21 protein-coding genes are annotated in these 20,249 nt (G+C 33.6%); 6 read left to right on the forward strand and 15 right to left on the reverse strand.

Going from position 1 to position 20,249, the window contains the following annotated elements; genetic code table 11:
* Window positions 1–94 precede the first annotated feature (94 nt).
* Window positions 95–1,126, forward strand: a complete 1,032-nt coding sequence (locus C5F49_RS07510) for an isocitrate/isopropylmalate dehydrogenase family protein (protein WP_179362373.1) — start codon at window positions 95–97, stop codon at window positions 1,124–1,126.
* Here the strand turns inward: C5F49_RS07510 and C5F49_RS07515 are convergent, their stop codons facing one another.
* The 11 genes from C5F49_RS07515 to C5F49_RS07565 all read right to left on the reverse strand — a co-directional run bounded on the left by C5F49_RS07515 (window position 1,127) and on the right by C5F49_RS07565 (window position 9,754).
* Window positions 1,127–1,660 (reverse strand): HemK2/MTQ2 family protein methyltransferase, encoded by a 534-nt coding sequence (locus C5F49_RS07515; RefSeq protein WP_179362374.1) that lies wholly within the window; start codon window positions 1,658–1,660, stop codon window positions 1,127–1,129.
* A complete protein-coding gene (gene rsmA / locus C5F49_RS07520) occupies window positions 1,635–2,342 on the reverse strand; it encodes a 16S rRNA (adenine(1518)-N(6)/adenine(1519)-N(6))-dimethyltransferase RsmA (protein ID WP_179362375.1) in 708 nt (235 codons plus the stop codon). Before rsmA ends, C5F49_RS07515 begins: the two co-directional genes overlap by 26 nt.
* A complete protein-coding gene (locus C5F49_RS07525) occupies window positions 2,339–2,905 on the reverse strand; it encodes a DUF655 domain-containing protein (RefSeq protein WP_179362376.1) in 567 nt (188 codons plus the stop codon). Before C5F49_RS07525 ends, rsmA begins: the two co-directional genes overlap by 4 nt.
* Window positions 2,906–2,925: 20 nt before the next feature.
* Window positions 2,926–3,252, reverse strand: coding sequence for an RNA polymerase Rpb4 (locus tag C5F49_RS07530; RefSeq protein ID WP_179362377.1), 327 nt, complete (start codon window positions 3,250–3,252; stop codon window positions 2,926–2,928).
* Window position 3,253: 1 nt separating this feature from the next.
* The gene (locus C5F49_RS07535; protein ID WP_179362378.1) at window positions 3,254–3,553 is read right to left on the reverse strand and encodes a 50S ribosomal protein L21; all 300 of its coding nucleotides are present in this window, start codon (window positions 3,551–3,553) and stop codon (window positions 3,254–3,256) included.
* Between the two features lie 52 nt (window positions 3,554–3,605).
* Window positions 3,606–4,661 carry a dual-specificity RNA methyltransferase RlmN gene (gene rlmN / locus C5F49_RS07540; RefSeq protein ID WP_179362379.1) on the reverse strand — a complete coding sequence of 352 codons (1,056 nt, stop codon included), beginning with the start codon at window positions 4,659–4,661 and terminating at the stop codon, window positions 3,606–3,608.
* A gap of 90 nt (window positions 4,662–4,751) precedes the next feature.
* Window positions 4,752–5,966 carry a DNA repair and recombination protein RadA gene (radA, locus tag C5F49_RS07545; protein ID WP_179362380.1) on the reverse strand — a complete coding sequence of 405 codons (1,215 nt, stop codon included), beginning with the start codon at window positions 5,964–5,966 and terminating at the stop codon, window positions 4,752–4,754.
* Window positions 5,967–6,047: 81 nt separating this feature from the next.
* Complete coding sequence (locus C5F49_RS07550) at window positions 6,048–6,230, reverse strand: 30S ribosomal protein S30e (protein ID WP_179362381.1); 183 nt, start codon at window positions 6,228–6,230, stop codon at window positions 6,048–6,050.
* Window positions 6,231–6,270: 40 nt separating this feature from the next.
* On the reverse strand, window positions 6,271–7,995 hold the full coding sequence (locus tag C5F49_RS07555) for a B12-binding domain-containing radical SAM protein (protein WP_179362382.1): 1,725 nt from the start codon (window positions 7,993–7,995) through the stop codon (window positions 6,271–6,273).
* A gap of 51 nt (window positions 7,996–8,046) precedes the next feature.
* Window positions 8,047–8,859 carry a dihydroorotate dehydrogenase electron transfer subunit gene (locus C5F49_RS07560; RefSeq protein ID WP_179362383.1) on the reverse strand — a complete coding sequence of 271 codons (813 nt, stop codon included), beginning with the start codon at window positions 8,857–8,859 and terminating at the stop codon, window positions 8,047–8,049.
* Window positions 8,843–9,754, reverse strand: coding sequence for a dihydroorotate dehydrogenase (locus C5F49_RS07565; protein WP_179362384.1), 912 nt, complete (start codon window positions 9,752–9,754; stop codon window positions 8,843–8,845). Before C5F49_RS07565 ends, C5F49_RS07560 begins: the two co-directional genes overlap by 17 nt.
* Window positions 9,755–9,832: 78 nt before the next feature.
* On the opposite strand from C5F49_RS07565, the gene C5F49_RS07570 reads away from it, so the two are divergent.
* Window positions 9,833–11,374, forward strand: coding sequence for an NOP5/NOP56 family protein (locus tag C5F49_RS07570; RefSeq protein WP_246275317.1), 1,542 nt, complete (start codon window positions 9,833–9,835; stop codon window positions 11,372–11,374).
* On the forward strand, window positions 11,283–12,035 hold the full coding sequence (locus C5F49_RS07575) for a fibrillarin-like rRNA/tRNA 2'-O-methyltransferase (protein ID WP_246275318.1): 753 nt from the start codon (window positions 11,283–11,285) through the stop codon (window positions 12,033–12,035). The genes C5F49_RS07570 and C5F49_RS07575 overlap by 92 nt, the downstream gene beginning before the upstream one ends.
* On the opposite strand, the gene rnhB is transcribed toward C5F49_RS07575, so the two are convergent.
* Window positions 12,032–12,652 (reverse strand): ribonuclease HII, encoded by a 621-nt coding sequence (gene rnhB, locus C5F49_RS07580; protein WP_179362385.1) that lies wholly within the window; start codon window positions 12,650–12,652, stop codon window positions 12,032–12,034. The genes C5F49_RS07575 and rnhB overlap by 4 nt on opposite strands.
* Before the next feature lie 60 nt (window positions 12,653–12,712).
* Here rnhB and C5F49_RS07585 point away from each other — a divergent pair, with 60 nt between their 5' ends.
* Window positions 12,713–13,861 carry a tRNA (guanine-N1)-methyltransferase gene (locus C5F49_RS07585; protein ID WP_179362386.1) on the forward strand — a complete coding sequence of 383 codons (1,149 nt, stop codon included), beginning with the start codon at window positions 12,713–12,715 and terminating at the stop codon, window positions 13,859–13,861.
* Here C5F49_RS07585 and C5F49_RS07590 read toward each other — a convergent pair.
* From C5F49_RS07590 to C5F49_RS07600, 3 genes are read right to left on the reverse strand one after another with little or no spacing between them, the layout of a single operon-like run.
* Window positions 13,851–14,444, reverse strand: a complete 594-nt coding sequence (locus tag C5F49_RS07590) for an RlmE family RNA methyltransferase (protein ID WP_179362387.1) — start codon at window positions 14,442–14,444, stop codon at window positions 13,851–13,853. The two genes, C5F49_RS07585 and C5F49_RS07590, sit on opposite strands and share 11 nt — an antisense overlap.
* Window positions 14,441–15,268 (reverse strand): RPC34 RNA polymerase subunit family protein, encoded by an 828-nt coding sequence (locus tag C5F49_RS07595; RefSeq protein WP_179362388.1) that lies wholly within the window; start codon window positions 15,266–15,268, stop codon window positions 14,441–14,443. The genes C5F49_RS07590 and C5F49_RS07595 overlap by 4 nt, the downstream gene beginning before the upstream one ends.
* 54 nt (window positions 15,269–15,322) lie before the next feature.
* Window positions 15,323–15,790, reverse strand: a complete 468-nt coding sequence (locus C5F49_RS07600; RefSeq protein WP_179362389.1) for a hypothetical protein — start codon at window positions 15,788–15,790, stop codon at window positions 15,323–15,325.
* A gap of 104 nt (window positions 15,791–15,894) precedes the next feature.
* Here C5F49_RS07600 and C5F49_RS07605 point away from each other — a divergent pair, with 104 nt between their 5' ends.
* The gene (locus tag C5F49_RS07605; RefSeq protein WP_179362390.1) at window positions 15,895–17,988 is read left to right on the forward strand and encodes an AAA family ATPase; all 2,094 of its coding nucleotides are present in this window, start codon (window positions 15,895–15,897) and stop codon (window positions 17,986–17,988) included.
* A 97-nt stretch (window positions 17,989–18,085) separates the two neighbouring features.
* A complete protein-coding gene (locus C5F49_RS07610) occupies window positions 18,086–20,221 on the forward strand; it encodes a biofilm-associated protein (RefSeq protein WP_179362391.1) in 2,136 nt (711 codons plus the stop codon).
* Window positions 20,222–20,249 lie beyond the last annotated feature (28 nt).

Here is a 20,249-nt window from a genome sequence, read left to right on the forward strand (position 1 = left end):
AATTAGGTATTAAATCATCTCTATAGAAAATATGTAGATAACATTTCAATTTCAAGGTAGAATTAAATAATAACCACCTCAAATTCTTGCAGTTTTGAGTAAAAAAGCCGCTGTAATGAAAGGAGATGGAATTGGACCTGAAGTTGTAGATTCAATGTTAAAGGTCTTAAAGGAATGTAACTTGCAATCAGAGTTAATTTTGTGCGAAGTAGGCTCAGAGCAATGGGAAAAAAATGGTAGAAAAGATAAATCATACATTCCTGATTCTACAATGAAAATTTTAGAAGAATCAGACTGTTGTTTCAAGGGCCCAACAACTACAATTCCTGTTCCAGGTGCACCTAGAAGTGTTGCAGTCACATTAAGACAAAAATTTGATCTTTATGCAAATATCAGACCGACTAAAACTTATGACAGATTAACTCCAAATAGAAAACTTGATTGTGTATGTTTCAGAGAAGCAACTGAAGGACTCTATACAGGTGTAGAGGTAAAAATTACAGATGATGCAGCAATTGCAATTAGAAAAATTACAAGACAAGGAAGCAGAAGATTACTAAATTCTGCAGTAGATTGGGCAAATAAATTCAATATGAAAAAAATGGTAGCCATTACAAAAAGAAATATCCTAAAAGAAACAGATGGAATATTTTGGGATGAAACACAAAAAGCAGTTGAAGGAACTGGAATTGAATTATCTGAAATTTACATAGACAACATGGCACAACAGATGGTAATTGCAACTGAGCAGTTTAATGGATCAGTACTAGTCAGTACCAATTTATTCATGGATATTATTTCAGAACTTGCATCAGCACTTGTGGGTTCTATTGGATTAATCTATTCTGCAAATATTGGAGACAATTATGCAATGTTTGAAGCAGCACATGGAAGTGCCCCACAATTTGCAGGACAAAACAAAGTAAACCCAACTGCAACTGTTCTTTCAGGAGCTTGGATGGCAGATTATCTAGGTGAAAGAGAAATCAGAGATGCAATCTTTGATGCAACTGATAAAGTAATCAACGAAGGAAAGGCAGTAACATGGGATATTGGCGGTGATGCAACAACCACACAAATGACTGATGCAATTATCACATATGCCAAAGAGAATCTAAGAAAATAATCACCTAATAGTTTCCACTAGAATTAATTCTTCAAAAAACAGTTTCTTTTTTGCCATAATTCGTGTTTTCAAGCCCAATTTTTGAGCATAATCAATCAATTTCTGGTAATTAGAAAGCGATGATGTTACAAATACAAATTTCCCATGTTCAGCCATATTACAAATTACAGAATCAAATATTTTTTTGGGGATTTCAAATCCCTCAACACCACCATCTGTTGCAATGTCAATGATTTTGTCAGTTGCAAGATATGGTAAGTTGCATACAATAAAATCAAATTTTATTTTTAATGCATCTGAACCATTACAACATACAATATTTTCTGTTTTGTAGGTTTGTTTTGTCAATACATCAAAGTTGATATCAGTTCCAACTACAAAGGAGAAATTCTCAGCAAGTAATTTTGTAAGATATCCCGAACCACTACCAACATCAAGTGCAAAGTTTCCTTTTTCATTCTCAATGTTGTCAACTATGAAAAAAGTATCCTCAGATGGAGGATACTCGTCATTTTTTAAGAATTTGGTTTGCAAGACTAATTATTTCCTCTCCAGATAAGTCATCTACTCGTTTATCAATATCACTTTCTTTATTGAATTGTTTTAAAATATTTTTGACTGTTTTTCTTCGATATGAAAATATTTTATTAATTGTCTGAATAAGTTCTTCAGATAAGTTATTTTTTTGAATTATTTTTAGAACTACGGAATCAATTTTTGGTGGTGGAGAGAAATTATTTTTTGCTACTTTTAGCACTGCAGTTATTTCAAATGCAGATGTGGCAATAATGCTTATTGCTTTTCTATTTTTAGACGATTTTGCAAGGAGTTTATCTGCAAATTCTTTTTGAACCATTATCACTCCATGTGAAAAGGGAGTCTGAGCAAGCCATTCAATTGCATCCTTACTCCTAGAATAGGGCAGATTAGAAACAAAAATAGTAAAAAGATCTTTTTTCTTTAAACCATCACCAGACTTTAAGACTAGGTTATTCAAATGTGAAAATTTTAATTTGGCATTTTTAATTAATTCCTCATCCAAATCAACTGAAATTACCTTGTCAGCTTTTTCACATAAAAGAGAAGTTAGAATTCCCTGACCAGTTCCAATTTCAAATACAATGTCGTTTTTAGTAATTTTAGCCTCAGAAACTATGGATTTTGCTATAGAATTTGATGTTAGAAAGTGTTGGCCAAGACGTTTTCGTTTTATCATCTTTTTACAAAGAGATTCATTCTACTTTCTCCTGTAATTTCATCCAGGATTCGCTCAGAAATATGTTTTATTGGTTCTTTAAATCCAACACGGTCTTGTAAATCCTGATAGCTTTCAAACTTTTGTTTCTCTCGTTCTTCTAACATTGTTTTCATGTATGTTTTTCCAATTCCTGGAATTAATTCTAGTGCATGGATTCTTGGTGTTAGTGGTTGTGCATTGTTTAGATACGAAACAAATTTTTGTTCATTTGCAGTAACTATTGTTTCAACTACTAAATCTAATTCACTTTGGGCAGATGATGAAATTTTACTATACTCCATCTTCCCTAAAACAGATAGAACTTTGGTTCGTCCTTCTTTTCCAATATAGATTTTCTCACCTATCTCAAATGTAGAGTTTGGAATTCCAAGAACTTCTAAAAGAGTTAATCTGTCTTCGCCAATAGCCGTGATAATAATTCCGTCTCTACCTCTTACTGTGGAGGACTTTCCTCTAGAATTGAAATCTAATACATATGCATACTCCTCATACTTTCTAGCTGGGGGTTGTGCCCGATTCAAAATAGAATACTCCTAAAAACTTACGAATGCTCCTTGATTATTTTGAGCATTTTTTCTAGGGTTTCAGCAAGAATTAATTTTTTCCAACCAAATGTGAAGGAACGTAATTCAGCTAAACTTGTAGGTCTAATGTTAACTATTTCAACAGCCTCATCTTCAGTTAATTCACATTCTTTGACGAGTTGCTTTTTCATTTCTTTTGCTTCTTTTGGTTCTGTTGATACAAATTTTGAAACATAATCATATGTCCAACGTTGAATTTGATCCATCTCTTCAACATCAACTTTACCTAAAATTTCTTTAACTTCTGCAAGAGAAATTGCTTGTTTCTTTTTTACTTCTTCCATATCATACACCGAATGGTTTTATGTGATCTAATCTAGTGATTAAGACTTTCGTTTTATCACCTAATTTGACATCTAATGTAATGGCACGTCTACCAACATTTGTAACAACACCTACTTTTCCGTGATATCGTCTGTGTGGTAATCCTTTGTGCTGTCTTGGATCAATAATGACAAGTGCTTGTTGGCCTTCTTTGTATTCACGTAACAAAAACGAAACTCCCCTAGGAGATTGTTTTGTCATAATTGATCTAGATTTATGCTTAAATCCATGTGAACGACCAGAGGACTTCTTAGTTGCCATGAGTGTAAAACCTTCGAAAGCCCTATTTTAAGACTTAGAAAAATAGGGGTGTTTAACCAGCAAGATCAGTTCTAAGTTGGCCACAAGCAGCTGAAATCTCAGTACCTTTTTCAACTCTAATAGTACAATTTACCCCTGCCTTGGACAAAATTCGTTCAAATTCTTTGACATTTTTTTCTGATGGACGCTTGAAATCACCAGCAGTAGGATTTATCGGGATCAAATTCACATGAGATCCATTTCCATCTAAGAGCCTAGCTAATTCTTTTGCAATTTCAGGTGAATCATTTATCCCCTCCATAAGTGCATATTCAAATGTCACACGACGTCCAGTTTTTTTAAAGTAATTTCTTCCAATTTCAATAATCTCCTCTACAGAATTAGGAGTTGCCGTAGGAACTAATTTTTTTCTTAATTCGTTGTTTGGGGCATGTAAAGAAATTGCCAGACCTATCTGCAGATTTTCTTCAGCTAGTTTTTCAATTCCTGATTTAATTCCAATTGTAGAAATTGTAATGTGCCTCTGACCCAAACCAAATCCTCTATCATGTGTTAAAATTTTTACTGCTCGAATCATTTCATCATAATTTGCCATGGGTTCCCCCATACCCATAAAAACTAAATTCGTCACATGTTCTCCTCTTTGTTGTAATATTTCTGCAAAATGAATTACTTGGGATATAATATGTTCAGCTTTTAGATTTGTTTCAAATCCCATTTGTCCAGTTGCACAAAATACACAGCCCATTGCACATCCAATTTGAGTGGAAACACAAATGGTAGAACGCGGATGGCCACCAATTTTAGATGGATCATATTGCATCAAAACAGTTTCTACAGAATTATCATTTGTTAGATTTAACAATAATTTTGTAGTGTCTCCATCATCACTTACAATACGATGAGTTTCTTTTGCAGAACCAATTGTGTATCCTGCTGCAGTCAACTCCTCTCTTAGTTTTTTTGGGAGCTGTGGAATATCATCAAGAACCTTTGGAAATTTGTAATAAAGTGGAAGTAAAATTTGATCTGCCCGATATCTAGGATATCCCATATCTATTACGAGCTGCTCCATCTCTTCTGGAAGTAATCGATAAAGATCTGTCATGATGTATTAACAGATTCATGTGGGATATTTCATAATTTAATGATTCCATTAGAATAGAATCAAAAATAATGAAAAGAGGGAAAAGAGTGATTACTCTTCTACCGGATCGAAATCATCAGATTCGATTTCTGCTGTAGTGGCATCTACCTTTGGTGTTTCAGCCTCTACCTCAGGTGTTTCTACTGTAGCCTCTACCTCAGGTGTTTCTACTGTAGCCTCTACCTCAGGTGTTTCTACTGTAGCCTCTACCTCAGGTGTTTCTACTGTAGCCTCTACCTCAGACTTTTTTGTCTTTTTAGTTGCTTTCTTGGCAGTTGACTTTTTGGTAGTCTTTTTCTCAGCTTCTTCAGGATCTACTACACCTGCTTCAGCCAAAGCAAAGATTACTTCTTCTTCAGGATGATGAGGACTATCCACCATTCTGGCAATTCGTTTCTTACCTGATTTCTTAAAGTATATTCTATAGGTACTAGTATGTGCAACGACATTTCCACCAATTGGTCTAGTTGGATCTCCAAAGAAGACATCAGGTGATGCCATAACTTGGTTGGTTGCAATTGCAGCACAGTTGTATGTTTCTGCAATTCTAGACAACAAGTGAACAAAGTGGTTTAGTTTTTGTTGTCTTACAGATAATGTTCCTCTTCCAAGATATTCAGCACGGAATAGACCAACTGCAGAATCTGCAACAATTAGTTTAACATTGTTTTCTTCAATTACAGGGCCAGCTTCTTCTAAAATTAATATCTGGTGTGAGCTGTTATATGCACGAGCTACTATGATATTATCTAAAACTTTTTCAGGATCCATATCATGTGCTTTAGCAATAGATACAATTCTTTCAGGTCTGAAAGTATTTTCAGTGTCAATGTATAAGACAGATCCTTCAAGACCACCTTCTTCTTTGCTTTTTTGAACCATCACAGACATTGTATGTGCAAATTGTGTTTTACCACAACCAAACTCACCATAAACTTCTGTTAAAGCTTGAGTCTCAATACCGCCATCAAATAGAGTATCAAGACAATTAGTACCAGTTGTAATTTTACCAATACTCTGTCGGTGTTTGTAAATTTCAGTTGCACTTGTAAAATGATTGGCAATTAATCCACCATCAACTAAATGTTGTCGGGCTTTATTGACAATCTTTTCAGCAGTATCCTTTTCCATTCCAGTAATGGATGCAATTTCAACAGGACCTCTAACAACAAGGTCCATGACGTTGTGGACACCTGCATCGGATAATTTTCTTGTAGTTACAGGACCTACGCCCTCTAAACTATCTAATCTTAAATCTTCTACCATACCGTATAGTACGGTACCAGTACTTTATAAGGTTATTGTTTGATAAAATGATCGTAAAATTATAAAATATTCTAAAATAGACTAACGTCTCTTTCTTCTTTGTCCAGGTTTGTTTTGACCAGGATATCTTCCTAAAACAAATCGTTTGTTGTAGTTACTTTTGTTACCAACACTAGAACTAGTACCTACAATCTTTCTACCTTCGACTTTAGGGGTCTGTCCTCGTACTTTACCTGCTTTGGTAAGTGAACCGTGTGTTGCCATGATAGGAATGAGAGATTAGTGAATTTATGTATTTGGATGACTACCAGTACTTGGCCTTTACAGTCTCTATGACTTTTTCGTGTTCCTTACTCTTTCTTCGTGCATATTTCTCCATGGCTCCAAGTGGAATACCTCCAAGAGATCTTGCAAGTGCATTGAAAGCATATCTTTGTGGGCCTTTTGAACCAGTTTTAGTCATGAATTTTTGAATACCATATTTGAAATTATGTTGCCATGTCTTGTAAAGAACTCCCAATTGTGCAGGAGTCATTTCATTTCCAATGTGGAAGAAATCAGATTGTTCTAGCAATCCAATTGGAACAAACGTAAGTGCAGTGGCAGTAAACATTGAATCAGGTTGCTCATGTTCTAATTCACTGATTAATTGGATAGTTTCCCATGAATCTTCAGGAGTTTCATCATTGTCAAGACCCATAATCAAGGTAAATGCCGGGATCCAATAATTCTCATTCATTGACTTTACACCTTCTTTTACAACCCAATGCCATTCAGATGGATCGTATGGAGCAAGTTTTCTATCAGCGTATTTACCAATTAATCTAAGACTTCCAGTTTCAAGTCCTGCTTGGACACCAATCATGTTATCAGGACTAGCTCTCATTATTTTTGAGAGGTTTGGAAGGAGTTTTTCATCAGCTATTGCACCTGCCAATGTACCGTGAGTTGGATTTGTGTGTTCAACTCCCGTAGACATGATTGCTGTGAATAATTCTTCTAATGCTTCTCTATTTGGCTCCATTCCTTTTGCAGTTCGAGGATCCATTCCATAAACAAAAATATCATCACTGTGAATCCATGCAGATTTGGAACCGCCTTTCTTTATGTTAACTTCAATTTCTTTTTTGACTTTTTCTGGTGAATAGTATCTTAATGATCTTAATGTAACGTCACAGAATTTACATCCTCTACCACAACCACGCATTACCTCAACCATACCATGCATGCTAGGCTCTACAATGTTAGGAATATCTTCTAATTCTGGTCTATCCCAGAAATTTACAAATCTTCCGTGAATTTTTTTTCCTTCTCTTTCAAATTCTTTAATGTTAACTTTAAAGTCACTTCTTTTTCTGAATGGATCCATATTTTCAAAATCACCATTAATCAAATAGTTAAAGAAGCGACCTGCATGTCCATCAATTTCAGGTGCAATACCTCCCAGTTCTCCTTCTAATATTGCATAAATTCCAAATTCTTCAATTTTTGCTGGATCATAATTGTATTGCCATGTTCCAGATGCACCAGAAATTACTTTTGCTTTACTTCCAGTTCTTGCTTTTGCAGCTTTAATTCTATGATGTAACTCTGCATTGTAAAATTCATCGTAAGAAGTTTGTTTTCGTCCATAAGTAAATGTCATAGTAACTGGACCCATTCCAAGTGGATCCATTTCATAAGTTCCAATAACTTCAGTTTCAGGACCAATGAATTTTTCAATATGATTTGGATGAGCAACTACAACATCTTGTCTACTAAAACCATCACGTAACAAACCGGCTTCTAATTTTCTTAATCCATATGGAGCATATTTCGCTACACCATCAATATCAGGTGACCAATTACAAATGAAATCAAATAGAACTTTTGGAGTTACTTGATTTCCAAGAATCTTATACCAAAAACTATTCTTATCTCTGTTAGGATCTACTGCAGGAGCACATCCGAAAAATGTTGCAAGAGACAATCCCCTGTAAGGAGACATCAAAGTTCTATCTGCAGTTAAGACTATTTTTGGAGTACCCATACCCTTCACGAAAATAATTTTATGATTGATTTTAAACCTTACGTGTCAAACTTAGTAATTTTCTAAGATTCCAGCCTTATTCCTATGAAAATGGCCAAATTCCTTATTTTTGGACAAATGTCCTCCGTCAAATACAGTTCCATCCCTGCAAGCAAGATCCTCACCCACACAGCAGCTACCACAAATTCCAACACCGCATTTCATCATTCTCTCAAGACTAGCTTGAACAAAGATTTGTTTGGCATGGGCAGCTTGGACAGTTTTGTACATCATAATTTCAGGACCACAAACATACACTGCATCAAAATGAGTTTCACTAACTAATTTTTCAACTAAATCAGTTACAAATCCTTTCTCACCATAACTACCATCATCAGTAGAAACAATAACTTGGTGAGGATTGTTTTTCAATAATTCATTTGATAAATCCTCAAAGAAAACTTCATCTTTTGATTTTGCACCCATTAGAACAGTAACATCATCAGTAGGTTTTACAAAACTAAGTAATCGCATCATTGGAACAAGTCCAGTTCCACCTCCAACTAGCAAAAGTTTTCCTTCTTTTACATCAAAAGAATTTCCATAAGGACCACGAATTCCAATTTGTCCTCCAACTGGAACATTGAACAAACCTGTAGATGAAGGACCATGTTTTCGTACAGTGAATGCAGCTTTTCCAGATTCTTTTGAAATCATTACACTCATAGGTAATTCATTAACACCTGGAATCCAAACCATTGCAAATTGTCCAGGAAGAACAGTTGGCATCACATCATCAGAAAAAACTAATGTTCTAACAGTTGGTGTTTCATCAATTACTTTTTCAATTGTGACAATTGTGGGATGGTTAAGATTTCTTTGCAAGACCTACCATCTCCTTTATTGTAGAATAATTTTTCCTCTTCATATAATCTAAAATTCCCTTGTTAATATCATCAAAAACTCCAACCCAATTATCACCTATTGCACTTCCAAGTTGAACGCCAGATGCTCCAGCCAAGAAAAATTCAATTGCATCTTCCCAAGTTGAAATTCCTCCACATCCAATTATTGGTATATCATATTTTGAAGAAATCTCATAAACACATCTTAATGCAATTGGTTTAATTGGAGTTCCAGATAACCCTCCAAATTTGTTGCTAAGTATAGGACGTTGAGTTTCAACATCAATTGCCATTGCTCTAACTGTATTAATTGCAGTAATTGCATCAATTCCACAATCTATTGCAGTACTAACGGTATTGAGATAATTGCTAGTCCCCAAGCCAACTTTGGCAATTGCAGGAACATCTGTTGCGTTTTTAACAGTAGAAACAATTGCTTTAACCAATCCAGGATCATCACCAACCTCCAAACCGACTTTAGCAACGTGAGGACAAGATAAATTCAATTCATATGCTTTGACTTTACAATTTTTGAATTCTTTAATCATCATTTCAAAGTCTTCAGGTACAGACCCAACCAAACTCACAATTATTGGAACATCTTGATTTGGCTCAATCATTTTAGCAAAATTTGAAGCACCAGGATTTGAAAGCCCAACTGCATTTATCCATCCACCACCCTTTACACTAAAGATTGTAGGATTTGGATATCCTTCCCATGATACGGTACTAAGAGATTTAGTTACAACTGCACCTGCCCCTGATGCATAAAGTCGATTAAACACATCCAATGATATGCCTAAAATTCCAGATGCCAGCATTACAGGTTTATCTAATTGGATTTGACCTATGGAAGTTGCAATACTAGGTTTCACTTTGATTAATGAGCATAGTTTCGAATATAACAGTTGATTCTGGTACCTTTTTTAAAGGTCATTTAGAATCAACTAGTCATGTATTCTGTAGTTTTAACAGAGTTAGGAATCTCGGTTTTTAATGATGGAAAACTAGACAAAGCATTTTCATTCTCAAATCCAGTTAAAGAGTATCTATTAGTCAAAAATAAAGAATCAAAATTAAATGAACTTGTAAATTATCTTGCATCAACTCAAAGAGGATTTTCTGTAAGTGATGAATCATTACTTGCAATTTTAAAAAAATATTCAATTGATTGTCATTTAATGGAAGAATCTGAATTAGATGAAATTCAAACAAACAAGCCACAGATTATCGTAGATTCTGGTTTTGCATCAAATCTTCAAGATACACTTGGAAAATTAAGAGAGTTTGCATTAGGATTATCATCATCAAAAGTTACCGAAGTTTCAGAAAGTCCAGATCTTCACATCATTCAAGCAATTAATTCTCTAGATGAAATTGATAAAATTGCAAATGGGCTAAGTTCAAGACTTAGAGAGTGGTACGGATTACATTTTCCAGAACTAGATAATATCATTGATAGTATTAACGGATATGCACAAATTGTATTAGCAGGAAAAAGAGAATCACTAACTAAACAAATTTTTGAAGAAGCTGGTTTTCCAGAATCTAAAGTAGAGATGTTGTCATTAATTTCATCAAAGAGTAGAGGTGGAGATATTTCAGATATCAATTTATCAATAGTTCAATCAATTGCAAAACAAGTTTTAGATTTTCACGAGTTACGTAAAAAACTCGAAGAACATGTTGAAGCAGAAATGCAAGAGATTGCACCAAACACTTCAGCAATTCTTGGTACTGCAGTCGGTGCAAGAATTTTAGGAAGAGCTGGAAGTCTCAAAAAAATGGCATCCCTTCCTGCTAGTACAATACAAGTTCTAGGAGCTGAAAAAGCATTATTCAGATCATTGAAGACAGGTTCACAACCACCTAAACACGGATTACTATTCCAACATGCAATGGTTCATGCAGCTCCAAGATGGCAAAGAGGAAAAATTGCTCGTGCAGTAGCTGCCAAAGCAGTAATCGCTGCAAGAGTGGATGTTTACGGTGAGGGATTAAATCAAACTTTACTTGAAAAACTCAACATCAGAGTTGATGAAATTGGCAAAAAATATGAAAATCCAACTGAAAAAGACATGAGACCACCTCCATCATTTAGAAGAGAAGGTGGCTTTGGAGACAAACCAAGAAGAAGAGAAGGTGGAGATAGAAGAAGAGAAGGTGGAGATAGAAGAAGAGAAGGTGGAGATAGAAGAAGAGAAGGTGGAGATAGAAGAAGAGAAGGTGGAGATAGAAGAAGAGAAGGTGGAGATAGAAGAAGAGAAGGTGGCTTTAGAGATAATCCAAGAAGAGATAGAAGAGAAGGTGGCTTTAGAGATAATCCAAGAAGAGATAGTGGAGATAGAAGAGAAGGTGGCTTTAGAGATAATCCAAGAAGAGATAGTGGAGATAGAAGAGAAGGTGGCTTTAGAGATAATCCAAGAAGAGATAGTGGAAGGAATGATGAAAGAACAGATTCAAATAAAAAGAGAAAAAAGTTTGGAAGACGATAATCAATCATTTTTTTGGATAAAATCAGAAGGACAAAAAAAATTAGCTACAGAAAACATGGTTCCTGGAAATCAGGTTTACAAAGAAAAATTAATCATTAAAAAAAATATTGAATACAGATTATGGGATCCATTTAGAAGTAAATTAGCTGCAGCAATTATGAATGATCTTGAATATTTTCCTTTTGAAAATAAAAGTACAGTTCTATATCTGGGAGCATCAACTGGAACTACAGTAAGTCACATATCAGATATTGTAGGATCCAACGGAATTGTTTTTGCAGTAGAACATGCAAGCAGAGTTGCAAGGGATTTCTTAGATAGAGTTGCAACATTTAGAAAAAATATTGTTGCAATTTTACAAGATGCAAGAAAGCCAAAAGAATATTTTTCAGTATTTGGAAAAGTTGATGTTGTGTATGTAGATATTGCACAACCAGATCAAACACAAATTGCAATGGATAATTGTGAAATGTATCTAAAAAAAGGAGGTTATTTCTTTCTAGTTATCAAGACTAGAAGTATTGATGTAACAAAAGCTCCAAAAAGAATTGTTGAAGAAGAAATAGAGAGATTAAAACCAAGATTTGAGGTATTGCAGACTATAGATCTTCATCCATATGATAAAGATCATGCAATGGTGATTGCAAAATTCAACCATTAGTTATTTTTAATTATTTTCTGTACAGGTTTCCAACTTTTACGCACAAATTTAGGCATTTCATGATTTTTTTTATAGTATTTTTTTACAAATTTCACAGTTACAGGATCTGAAGGGTATCCGCTACCCAAATTATGATCTTTTCTTAATTTCATTATTACCCTATCTCTACTAACTTTAGCAAGAATGGATGCAGCAGACACTACAACAAATCTACTGTCTGCTCTATGGTACGATTTGATTTTATGGTTATCAGATAGTTTAGAAATTTCTTTTCCAAATCTAGTAGGATTGACATCACATGAATCAACATAAGATACATCTGGATTTAATTTTAAAACAACTTTTGCCATGTATTTTGCCTCTAAACCATTTAGACAGTGTTTCTTTACACTGGCATCAATTGATCTAGGAGAAATTTTTGCAATATAGTAATCATCTACAATTTCAATAATTTTTTTGTAGAGATGTTCTCGTAATTTAGGAGTAAGTTTTTTTGAATCTCTTACACCTAATTTGCTTAATTTATTTATATTTTTTTTGTCTATAGATATGCCAGCTATCACCAATGGTCCCAACATAGGACCACGTCCAGCATCATCAATACCACAAATTTGCACGAATTGTTTCTTAAAACACAAGTATTAAACCGTTATACGTTTAGAAAAAATGAAAATCAATTGGAATTTCCAGATGAAACTCTTCAAGAAATAATTGAAGGGAAAACTAAACTGCTAGTCCCAAAAAAATCACTTACAGATAAAGTGCCGCCAATGAAGCCAGCATTTTTTAATCCTAAAGCAAAATTAAATAGAGATTTTTCAATTATCGCTTATTCTGCTTTTCTTAACAAATTTGAAGGTCCAAAAATTTTCTTAGAAGGACTTTCAGGATTAGGAGCTAGAGGATTACGAGTAGCAAAGGAATTAGATGTTGAAAAGATTGTAATTAATGATCTTAATCCATCTGCACTCAAAATGGCAGAGTATTCTGCAAATCTAAATGAGATAAAAAATGTAGAATTTTCTGAAAAAGAAGTATGTAGATTTTTCAGTAATTATTCAAAAAAAGGAGAAAGAGGCTCAATTGTAGATATTGATCCTTTTGGATCACCTGCGGCATTTTTTGACTGTGGGATTAGAGCAACCATGCATGGAGGCATACTATCAACTGCAGCCACAGATCTTCAAGTGCTAAATGGCCTCTTTCAATCTGCATGTAAAAGAAAGTATGGAGGAATCCCAGTTAGAACAGAATACGGAAATGAAATTGCAATTAGATTAATTTTAGGATCTCTCAGAGCAGTTGCAGCAAGACTAGGTGTAACTGTTATTCCAATGTTTGTGGAAAGTGAAATGCACTACTATAGAACATATGTCAAAGTTCTCAATAGACCGGATCAACAAGAGAATCTAGGATATATTGTACATTGTAAAAATTGTGGAAATAGAAAAATGGTATTAGAGCAAGAGCAAGAATGTAAATTGTGTAATTCAAAAATTAGTTTAGCAGGACCATTATGGATAGGTAAGATTTTTGATAAAGAATTTGTTCAAGATATGATAGTAGAAAATTCTAAATTAGAAACGGACAAAAATTGTGAAAAAATTCTTTGTAAATGCTTATCTGAATCAGAAATGCCAGGAACATACTATACAATAGATGAGGTTGCATCAATAATGAAAACCTCACCACCAAAATTAGAAAAAGCAATTTCAAGTTTAATAGAAAATAACTTTTTAGCTAGTGTTACAGTGTTTAATCCAACAGGATTCAAAACTAATGCAAATATTAAAGAAATAATTAAAATTTTTGAAACTATCCAATAAAACCTAAACATACAAGATACAATTCACTACTTTGTTTCCTACTTGCATCAGGTTTTGTAAGATTTATTCTAACAAATTTTTTCTTGATATAATCTCTAAATTCCATTGAGAACTCTCCATCAAAGATTTTGAATACCGCATTTCCTTTGTGAGCTAAAACTTTATCCATTATTTTTGCGCAATCATAATTTAATGATATTTGCTTTGCATGATCAACTGTCCAATTTCCACTTACTTGAGGAGAAAGATCACAAATTACAGCATTAACTTTACGCCCAAAATAAGATAATACCTGGTCTACAACATGTTCGTCTTCAATATTTTCTCGAATTATATGAGCCCCAGGAATTTCTTCAACATAAGACAAATCAATTCCCATTATTTTTCCTTGGTTTCCAACTAATTTTATGGCCATCTGAGTCCAACCTCCAGGTGCACAACCAAGATCTAAAACATTGAAACCAGGTCCTATTAGACGATATGATTTGTTTAATTCTTGGAGTTTGAATGCAGCTCTACTACGAAAACCTTGTTCATGAGCTAATCTACGATAGTAATCTTTTCGTGCATCTGCTAGTTTCATTTAGCCTTCACAGGTTTTTTCAATTCAGCAATAACCCAATCCTCAATGAATTGACAATTTGTAGGACTAATTTCCCCTTCAAGTGAACATTTCTGCTCAACAGGACAAACTAAGCATGGTGCATTTTCAATAGATTGAGTACTGATTGGAGTTTTCTTTAAAATTAATTTGTATGTCCAACGATTATTCTCAAGAAGTTTTTCTCTGGTAATTGTACCCATTCTTTCAAGTTTTAATGCTAATCTAGAACCAACTTGATTAGTGAGTTTAAGTTTCTTCCATAATTCACTTTGAAACATTCCATCAGATTCTTTCTCAGCTAAAATATCACAAACTTTGTTAGTCAATCTCTCCATGTCAACTTTTTCAATTTGGAAATTTTCAATCTCCTCATCTGAGAGTTGCTCTTCTAATTCTTCTTCAAGGGTTAATTCAGCAATTCTTTTTTCTTCTTCTAATTCTTTTTTAGTTAATTTCTTTACTTTAACAGGCTTTTCTACTTTCTTTGCAGTCTTCTTTGCAGGTTTTGCATCAGCTTTCTTTGTAGTCTTCTTTGCAGGTTTAGCATCAGCTTTCTTTACAGGTTTAGCATCAGCTTTCTTCGTAGTTTTCTTTGCAGGTTTAGCATCAGCTTTCTTTGTAGTTTTCTTTGTAGGTTTAGCATCAGCTTTCTTTGTAGTTTTCTTTGTAGGTTTAGCATCAGCTTTCTTTGTAGTTTTCTTTGCAGGTTTTGTATCTGGAATTTTCTTTTTCTTTTTTAACACATCAAGATCTGCCTTAATTTTTTCTGCTTCTTCAATTAGAGTATCTTTTTTCTTTGCCATTAAATCACCTTATTTTTTAAATCCAACTTCTTACGTATCAACACAATTTCATTCCTATTTAATAGTAAATGTTCCTTTTGTAGAGATATTCTTTAGCTGTTTTGAGACTATTTCTGTGACTATATCATAAGAACCAGGAGTATCAATCACTTTAGAAAATTCATCACCAACAGGAATAGTGTTACTTCCAGATTCAAAGCATTGTTCAAAGAATCCTTCTTGTAAAATTACATTAGTTGTTCCAGATGAATAAATTGTAATATAGAGATCTCCACAACTAAATGAAGAATCAGTAACTTTTACCTGAATTTCAACAGGTTCTGTAGTAGAATATTGTTTAGACAGCCCAATGATTTCAATTGGAGAACTATGAGAAATACTTACACCTTCAGAGTAAGACATTGGCCACATGTTTAACTCTCTACCAGGTTTCTCAAGAACATCTGACAAAACTACCGAACCAAGTATTACTGAGAGAATCACAGGTAAAACAAATACAATAAAAACTCGCTTGCTAGCCATTTTGTTTTAAAATCTACAATTCCCTTATATCTATTTAGCAAGATTTCAAAGATTCAGATCATTTTGACGAATGAGTTAAATCGTAGCCAACTAAATATCGCTAGATGCGACTTAGAAAATTCAGAGCCAGAGCATATCGTTGCATACATGATTCTGGAGAGATAACAGTTGGTGATTTAGCAGCATTTGTTGGAAGAAATGAGAGTGGAAAAACTACAATTCTTCAAGCATTGACATTATTGAATAGAGATGAACAAGTTTCAGAATTAGATCTTTGCGATGAAATGAATGAAGAGTTAAAAGATGAGATGCGATTAGCCGAGGGAGTATTTGATTTAAACCAACATGAAATAAGCATCATTAAAGAAAAATTTCCAGGATTACCAGAAATTAAAAAAATTAAATTATTTAGAACAAATCAAAATCCCAGAGTCCAGTATGAATTTGAAGATATTGAGCTTAGTGATGATAGTAATAAAGGTCTCAATTCATGGGAGAATTTCTCAAGACAAATATTTGGATTTTTAGATACTATTCCAAATCATCTAAGAATACAAGTCGATACAAAATTCTTTGAGGAACAAGTTCCCAAAAATCAAGAAACTTTTGATAGTGGAATGGCAGAATTTAGTAATCAGTTTCATGTAATTGCCATACAAGAACCCAAAGTAATTGAAGAGTGGGAAAAAATCTATGAAAGTCCTGAAAACCAATTTTCAAATCTTCTTAGTGGTGAAAGTGAAAAAACAGCATTGCAGAATTTTATTGCAGCAGAATTACATCCAAGATTTGTGTACTTTTCAGATTACAAAAAAATCTATGGGAATATCAATCTCAATGAATATCTAAGAGAGGAAAGAGGGGAGCGTGCAGATTCCATTGAATTTGTAGAGGAATTTGACAAGGCCGAAACTGTAAGAAATCTTTTCTATCTAGCAGAGTTAGACATTAAAGAGTTAGATGAGGTGAAAGAAAGTCCTTCAAAATGTATCAAGCTTCTCAATGCAGCAAGTAACAGATTATCTAAAAAACTAAATCCAGCATGGAAAGGAGATCCAATTCATGTTGATTTGAGATATAATCCTGGAAATATAATGAGTGTAGTAATTTCTGATGTACATAAAGATGGAACCATCACCAATACTGGTTTATTGAATAGAAGAGCAGAAGGTTTCAAATGGACATTCTCATTTATTGTAAATTTTGCTGCAGAAACACAAAGGGCAGAATTAAAAGAAGCAATATTACTTTTAGATGAACCTGCAAGAAACCTTCACCCAACACAGCAGATGGGAATTTCAGATTTATTGAAAAATTTAGCAGGTTCAAATCAAGTTTTGTATGCAACACATTCACCATTCATGATATTTGATTATACACCTGGCAATTTACTTGTAGTTGAGTTAGATAAGAGAAAACATCTCAGTAGAATTTTTTATGATTATTGGAATGCCGATGATAAAACACTAACACCAATTTTGTATGGACTTTGTAGAGGACAAGTAGAAGCTATAGTGGATAGAGAAATAGGAACAAATTCCAGACCAATAATCATCGTTGAGACAATATCTGATTCCATGTATCTTAATGCATTTGACAAATTCCTACAGGATCCAAACATTTCAATGAATCCTCTTAATGTGATTGCAGCATATAATAAAAATTCAGTTTTACCATTAGCGATATTTTACAGAAATCACGGGTATAGGACATTTGTTTTACTAGATAATTCTGAAGAATCTAAACAAATCTCAGCCCAATTGGTTTCAAATGAATTTTCATCAATACAGACTATATTTTTTGAAAGAGAAGGGAAAAAATTAGAATCAATTGAAGACTATATTGCACTTGAAGATTATTTGTACCCAGTAAACCAAACCTATGAAATCAAGCTTAGGCAAGAGGGTTTTTCAAATCTTACACCTCAAGACGTCATATCTAAAGAGGGTAAAGGGATTATAGAAAAATTAAGAAAAATATGGCAAGAACATAGTGATGATGATTGGGAAGAATTTGACAATGAAGAAATAACCAGATACATTTGTGAAAAGATTGCCCTTGAGGAGACAGATTTCTTATCAGATAAAACCAAAGATCAATTTAGATCATTGTATAGACTAATTGCTGAACGAATTAGACAATATCAAAATGTAGCTACAAAATCAGACTTTGATAAATTTCAGAAGGCCAAGGCTTAAGATTTAAGAAGTTTGCTCATGAAAAACACTAAACTAAGAAATAGAAAACTGGGGAAAAATCTTTAAGGTTTAAGTGAGAGAAATGAATTTAAAATTTATGAATAGATCCTCTACGGGAGGAATTATCCTTTCATTTGCATTATTATTTTCCATAACAGTAATTTCACTTCCATCAGAAGCATATGCTGATGAGATATCAATTACAAGTGTTGCATTAGAAGAAACCTCAATATTAGAATTAAAGAATGACTCAAAGGAAGAAGTCAATACTTTAAGAATTTGGCTTGGAAGTGATTTTAATTTTAAATCATTTAAAACTGAAAAAGGATGGACAGGGGAAAAAAATTCACAAGGAGTAATAATTTTTACATCAACAGAATCCGTTAAACCAGGAGAATCTGTAAAGTTTGGTGTAAAAACCGATAAACCAAATCCTGCCATCAACTGGAAAGTTCTTGATAAAAAAAATATTCAAATTGAAACTGGTATATCAGTTGCAAAAGAATTACCAGTAGTTAAAAATCCCAAACCAAATCAAAATACAGAAAATTCAAGTAAAAGTATGGGAGCAGAATCCACTTTCAGAGTAATTCCAGAGAAACCAAATGTAGGTTCATCAATTAGAGTTACAGGAGATAATTTTGGAGCATCACAAGAATTTGATTTCTACATAGATTCGAAAAAAATTGGTTCATTTGATACAGATGAAAATGGTCATTTTATGACTACAATGAAAATTCCAGTAGATCAAAAAGCAGACAGAATAGATTTCAAAATTAAAGATAAAGCAGGAGAAGAAAAGAAACTTAGTCTTAGAATAGGTGAAGTTGAGAATAGAATTCCCATATCACAAGATATTCCACTTACAATTCAAGGAATTCCAAGTATCGTCAATAGAGGAGACTTGCTAGAAATATTTGGAACAGGTACTCCAGGTAAAGGAATTACAATTACAATTAATTCTCCAGAGGGAGAAGTAATCAGAACAAGAACAGCAGAAGTTGATAGTAAGGGAAACTGGAAATTAGATCCACTTCTCGTTCCCTTAGATAGACCATTTGGAAAATATACCGGAGTAATTACAGATGGGAAATCAGACAAAACAATTAGTTGGACAGTAGAATCTGATAAAAAAATTATCATCACTCCAACCAATTTAAAATTTGAGCCAGGAGAGATAATGAAATTCAACGGAACCGCAATTTCCAACAAATCAATTGAAATTGTATTAGAAGATCCATTAGGAAAAGAAGTCTTTTCAGATATAATTTCAATTGATGAATCAGGTCTAGTAGAATTTGAATATCCAACAACCCAAACAACCCAAGAAGGAACATATGCATTAATTGCCACTCAAGATAAAGAAAAAGAATTTACATATGTGGGTCTAGGTCAATTACCAACGATTCCAGTAAACTTGGAATTTGATAAACTCAATTATAAAACAAGTGAAACTGCATTTATAACAATTTCAGGAAAAGCTTCTGAGATAATCAATTTACTGATAATTGATCCTTCAGATAAAACAAAGGGAGATGCTGTTTCTATTCAGCTTCAACCAGATGGTCGTGGTTCACATACAATTGATCTAAAAGGATTTGCATCTGGAGTATACACCGCAGTAGTTACTAAAGGTTCTGCACAAAATACAGAAGTATTCACTGTCGGACTAGTGGTAGGTTCAGGAGATATTGAAATCAATACCACTAAAACTGACTATAATCCAGGAGATCCAATATTAGTTTTAGGTGATACAGGTTCTAATGTTCTTCTCACACTAACTTTGTTAGATCCTAACGGTAAAGAAATTAAGATTAAAGAGACATTTTCAAATAAAAATGGAAAGATTTCTGAGAGCTCATTTAGAATACCTTCAGATGCAATTCCAGGGATTTGGACCATAAATGCAAAAAGTGGTTCTAACTTTGATAATACTGAAATTGAAGTGCTTGCATCTTCAATAGAAGGTTTAGTTGTAACAGTAGAAGATGGACCAAATTACGCAGCAGCCGGTAAATCTAAGACCATCAAGGTCCACGGAGGACAACAAACAGTAAAAATTGAGATTTTTGATAAAAATGGTGAAAAGATAGAAAATCTTTCATTTCCTGCATCTAGTCAAGGGGAAATTAATCAACCATGGATTATTCCTAAAGATGCAGAACCAGGAACATATTCTATTAAAGTTTCAGATGCCTTTAATTTTGCAGAATCAACTTTTGAAATAGAATAATTTCAAACAATTTTATTTCACCTAGTTA

This window comes from Nitrosopumilus oxyclinae (assembly GCF_013407165.1).
Classification (GTDB): Archaea; Thermoproteota; Nitrososphaeria; order Nitrososphaerales; family Nitrosopumilaceae; genus Nitrosopumilus; species Nitrosopumilus oxyclinae.

Excerpts from the sequence above, each read along its gene's own strand:
- rsmA (WP_179362375.1), bottom strand. The coding sequence starts at position 2,342 with ATGATAAAACGAAAACGTCTTGGCCAACACTTTCTAACATCAAATTCT.
- C5F49_RS07530 (WP_179362377.1), bottom strand. The coding sequence starts at position 3,252 with ATGGAAGAAGTAAAAAAGAAACAAGCAATTTCTCTTGCAGAAGTTAAA.
- C5F49_RS07535 (WP_179362378.1), bottom strand. The coding sequence starts at position 3,553 with ATGGCAACTAAGAAGTCCTCTGGTCGTTCACATGGATTTAAGCATAAA.
- rlmN (WP_179362379.1), bottom strand. The coding sequence starts at position 4,661 with ATGACAGATCTTTATCGATTACTTCCAGAAGAGATGGAGCAGCTCGTA.
- radA (WP_179362380.1), bottom strand. The coding sequence starts at position 5,966 with ATGGTAGAAGATTTAAGATTAGATAGTTTAGAGGGCGTAGGTCCTGTA.
- C5F49_RS07550 (WP_179362381.1), bottom strand. The coding sequence starts at position 6,230 with ATGGCAACACACGGTTCACTTACCAAAGCAGGTAAAGTACGAGGACAG.
- C5F49_RS07555 (WP_179362382.1), bottom strand. The coding sequence starts at position 7,995 with ATGGGTACTCCAAAAATAGTCTTAACTGCAGATAGAACTTTGATGTCT.
- C5F49_RS07570 (WP_246275317.1), top strand. The coding sequence starts at position 9,833 with ATGTATTCTGTAGTTTTAACAGAGTTAGGAATCTCGGTTTTTAATGAT.
- C5F49_RS07590 (WP_179362387.1), bottom strand. The coding sequence starts at position 14,444 with ATGAAACTAGCAGATGCACGAAAAGATTACTATCGTAGATTAGCTCAT.
- C5F49_RS07595 (WP_179362388.1), bottom strand. The coding sequence starts at position 15,268 with ATGGCAAAGAAAAAAGATACTCTAATTGAAGAAGCAGAAAAAATTAAG.
- C5F49_RS07600 (WP_179362389.1), bottom strand. The coding sequence starts at position 15,790 with ATGGCTAGCAAGCGAGTTTTTATTGTATTTGTTTTACCTGTGATTCTC.
- C5F49_RS07605 (WP_179362390.1), top strand. The coding sequence starts at position 15,895 with ATGCGACTTAGAAAATTCAGAGCCAGAGCATATCGTTGCATACATGAT.
- C5F49_RS07610 (WP_179362391.1), top strand. The coding sequence starts at position 18,086 with ATGAATAGATCCTCTACGGGAGGAATTATCCTTTCATTTGCATTATTA.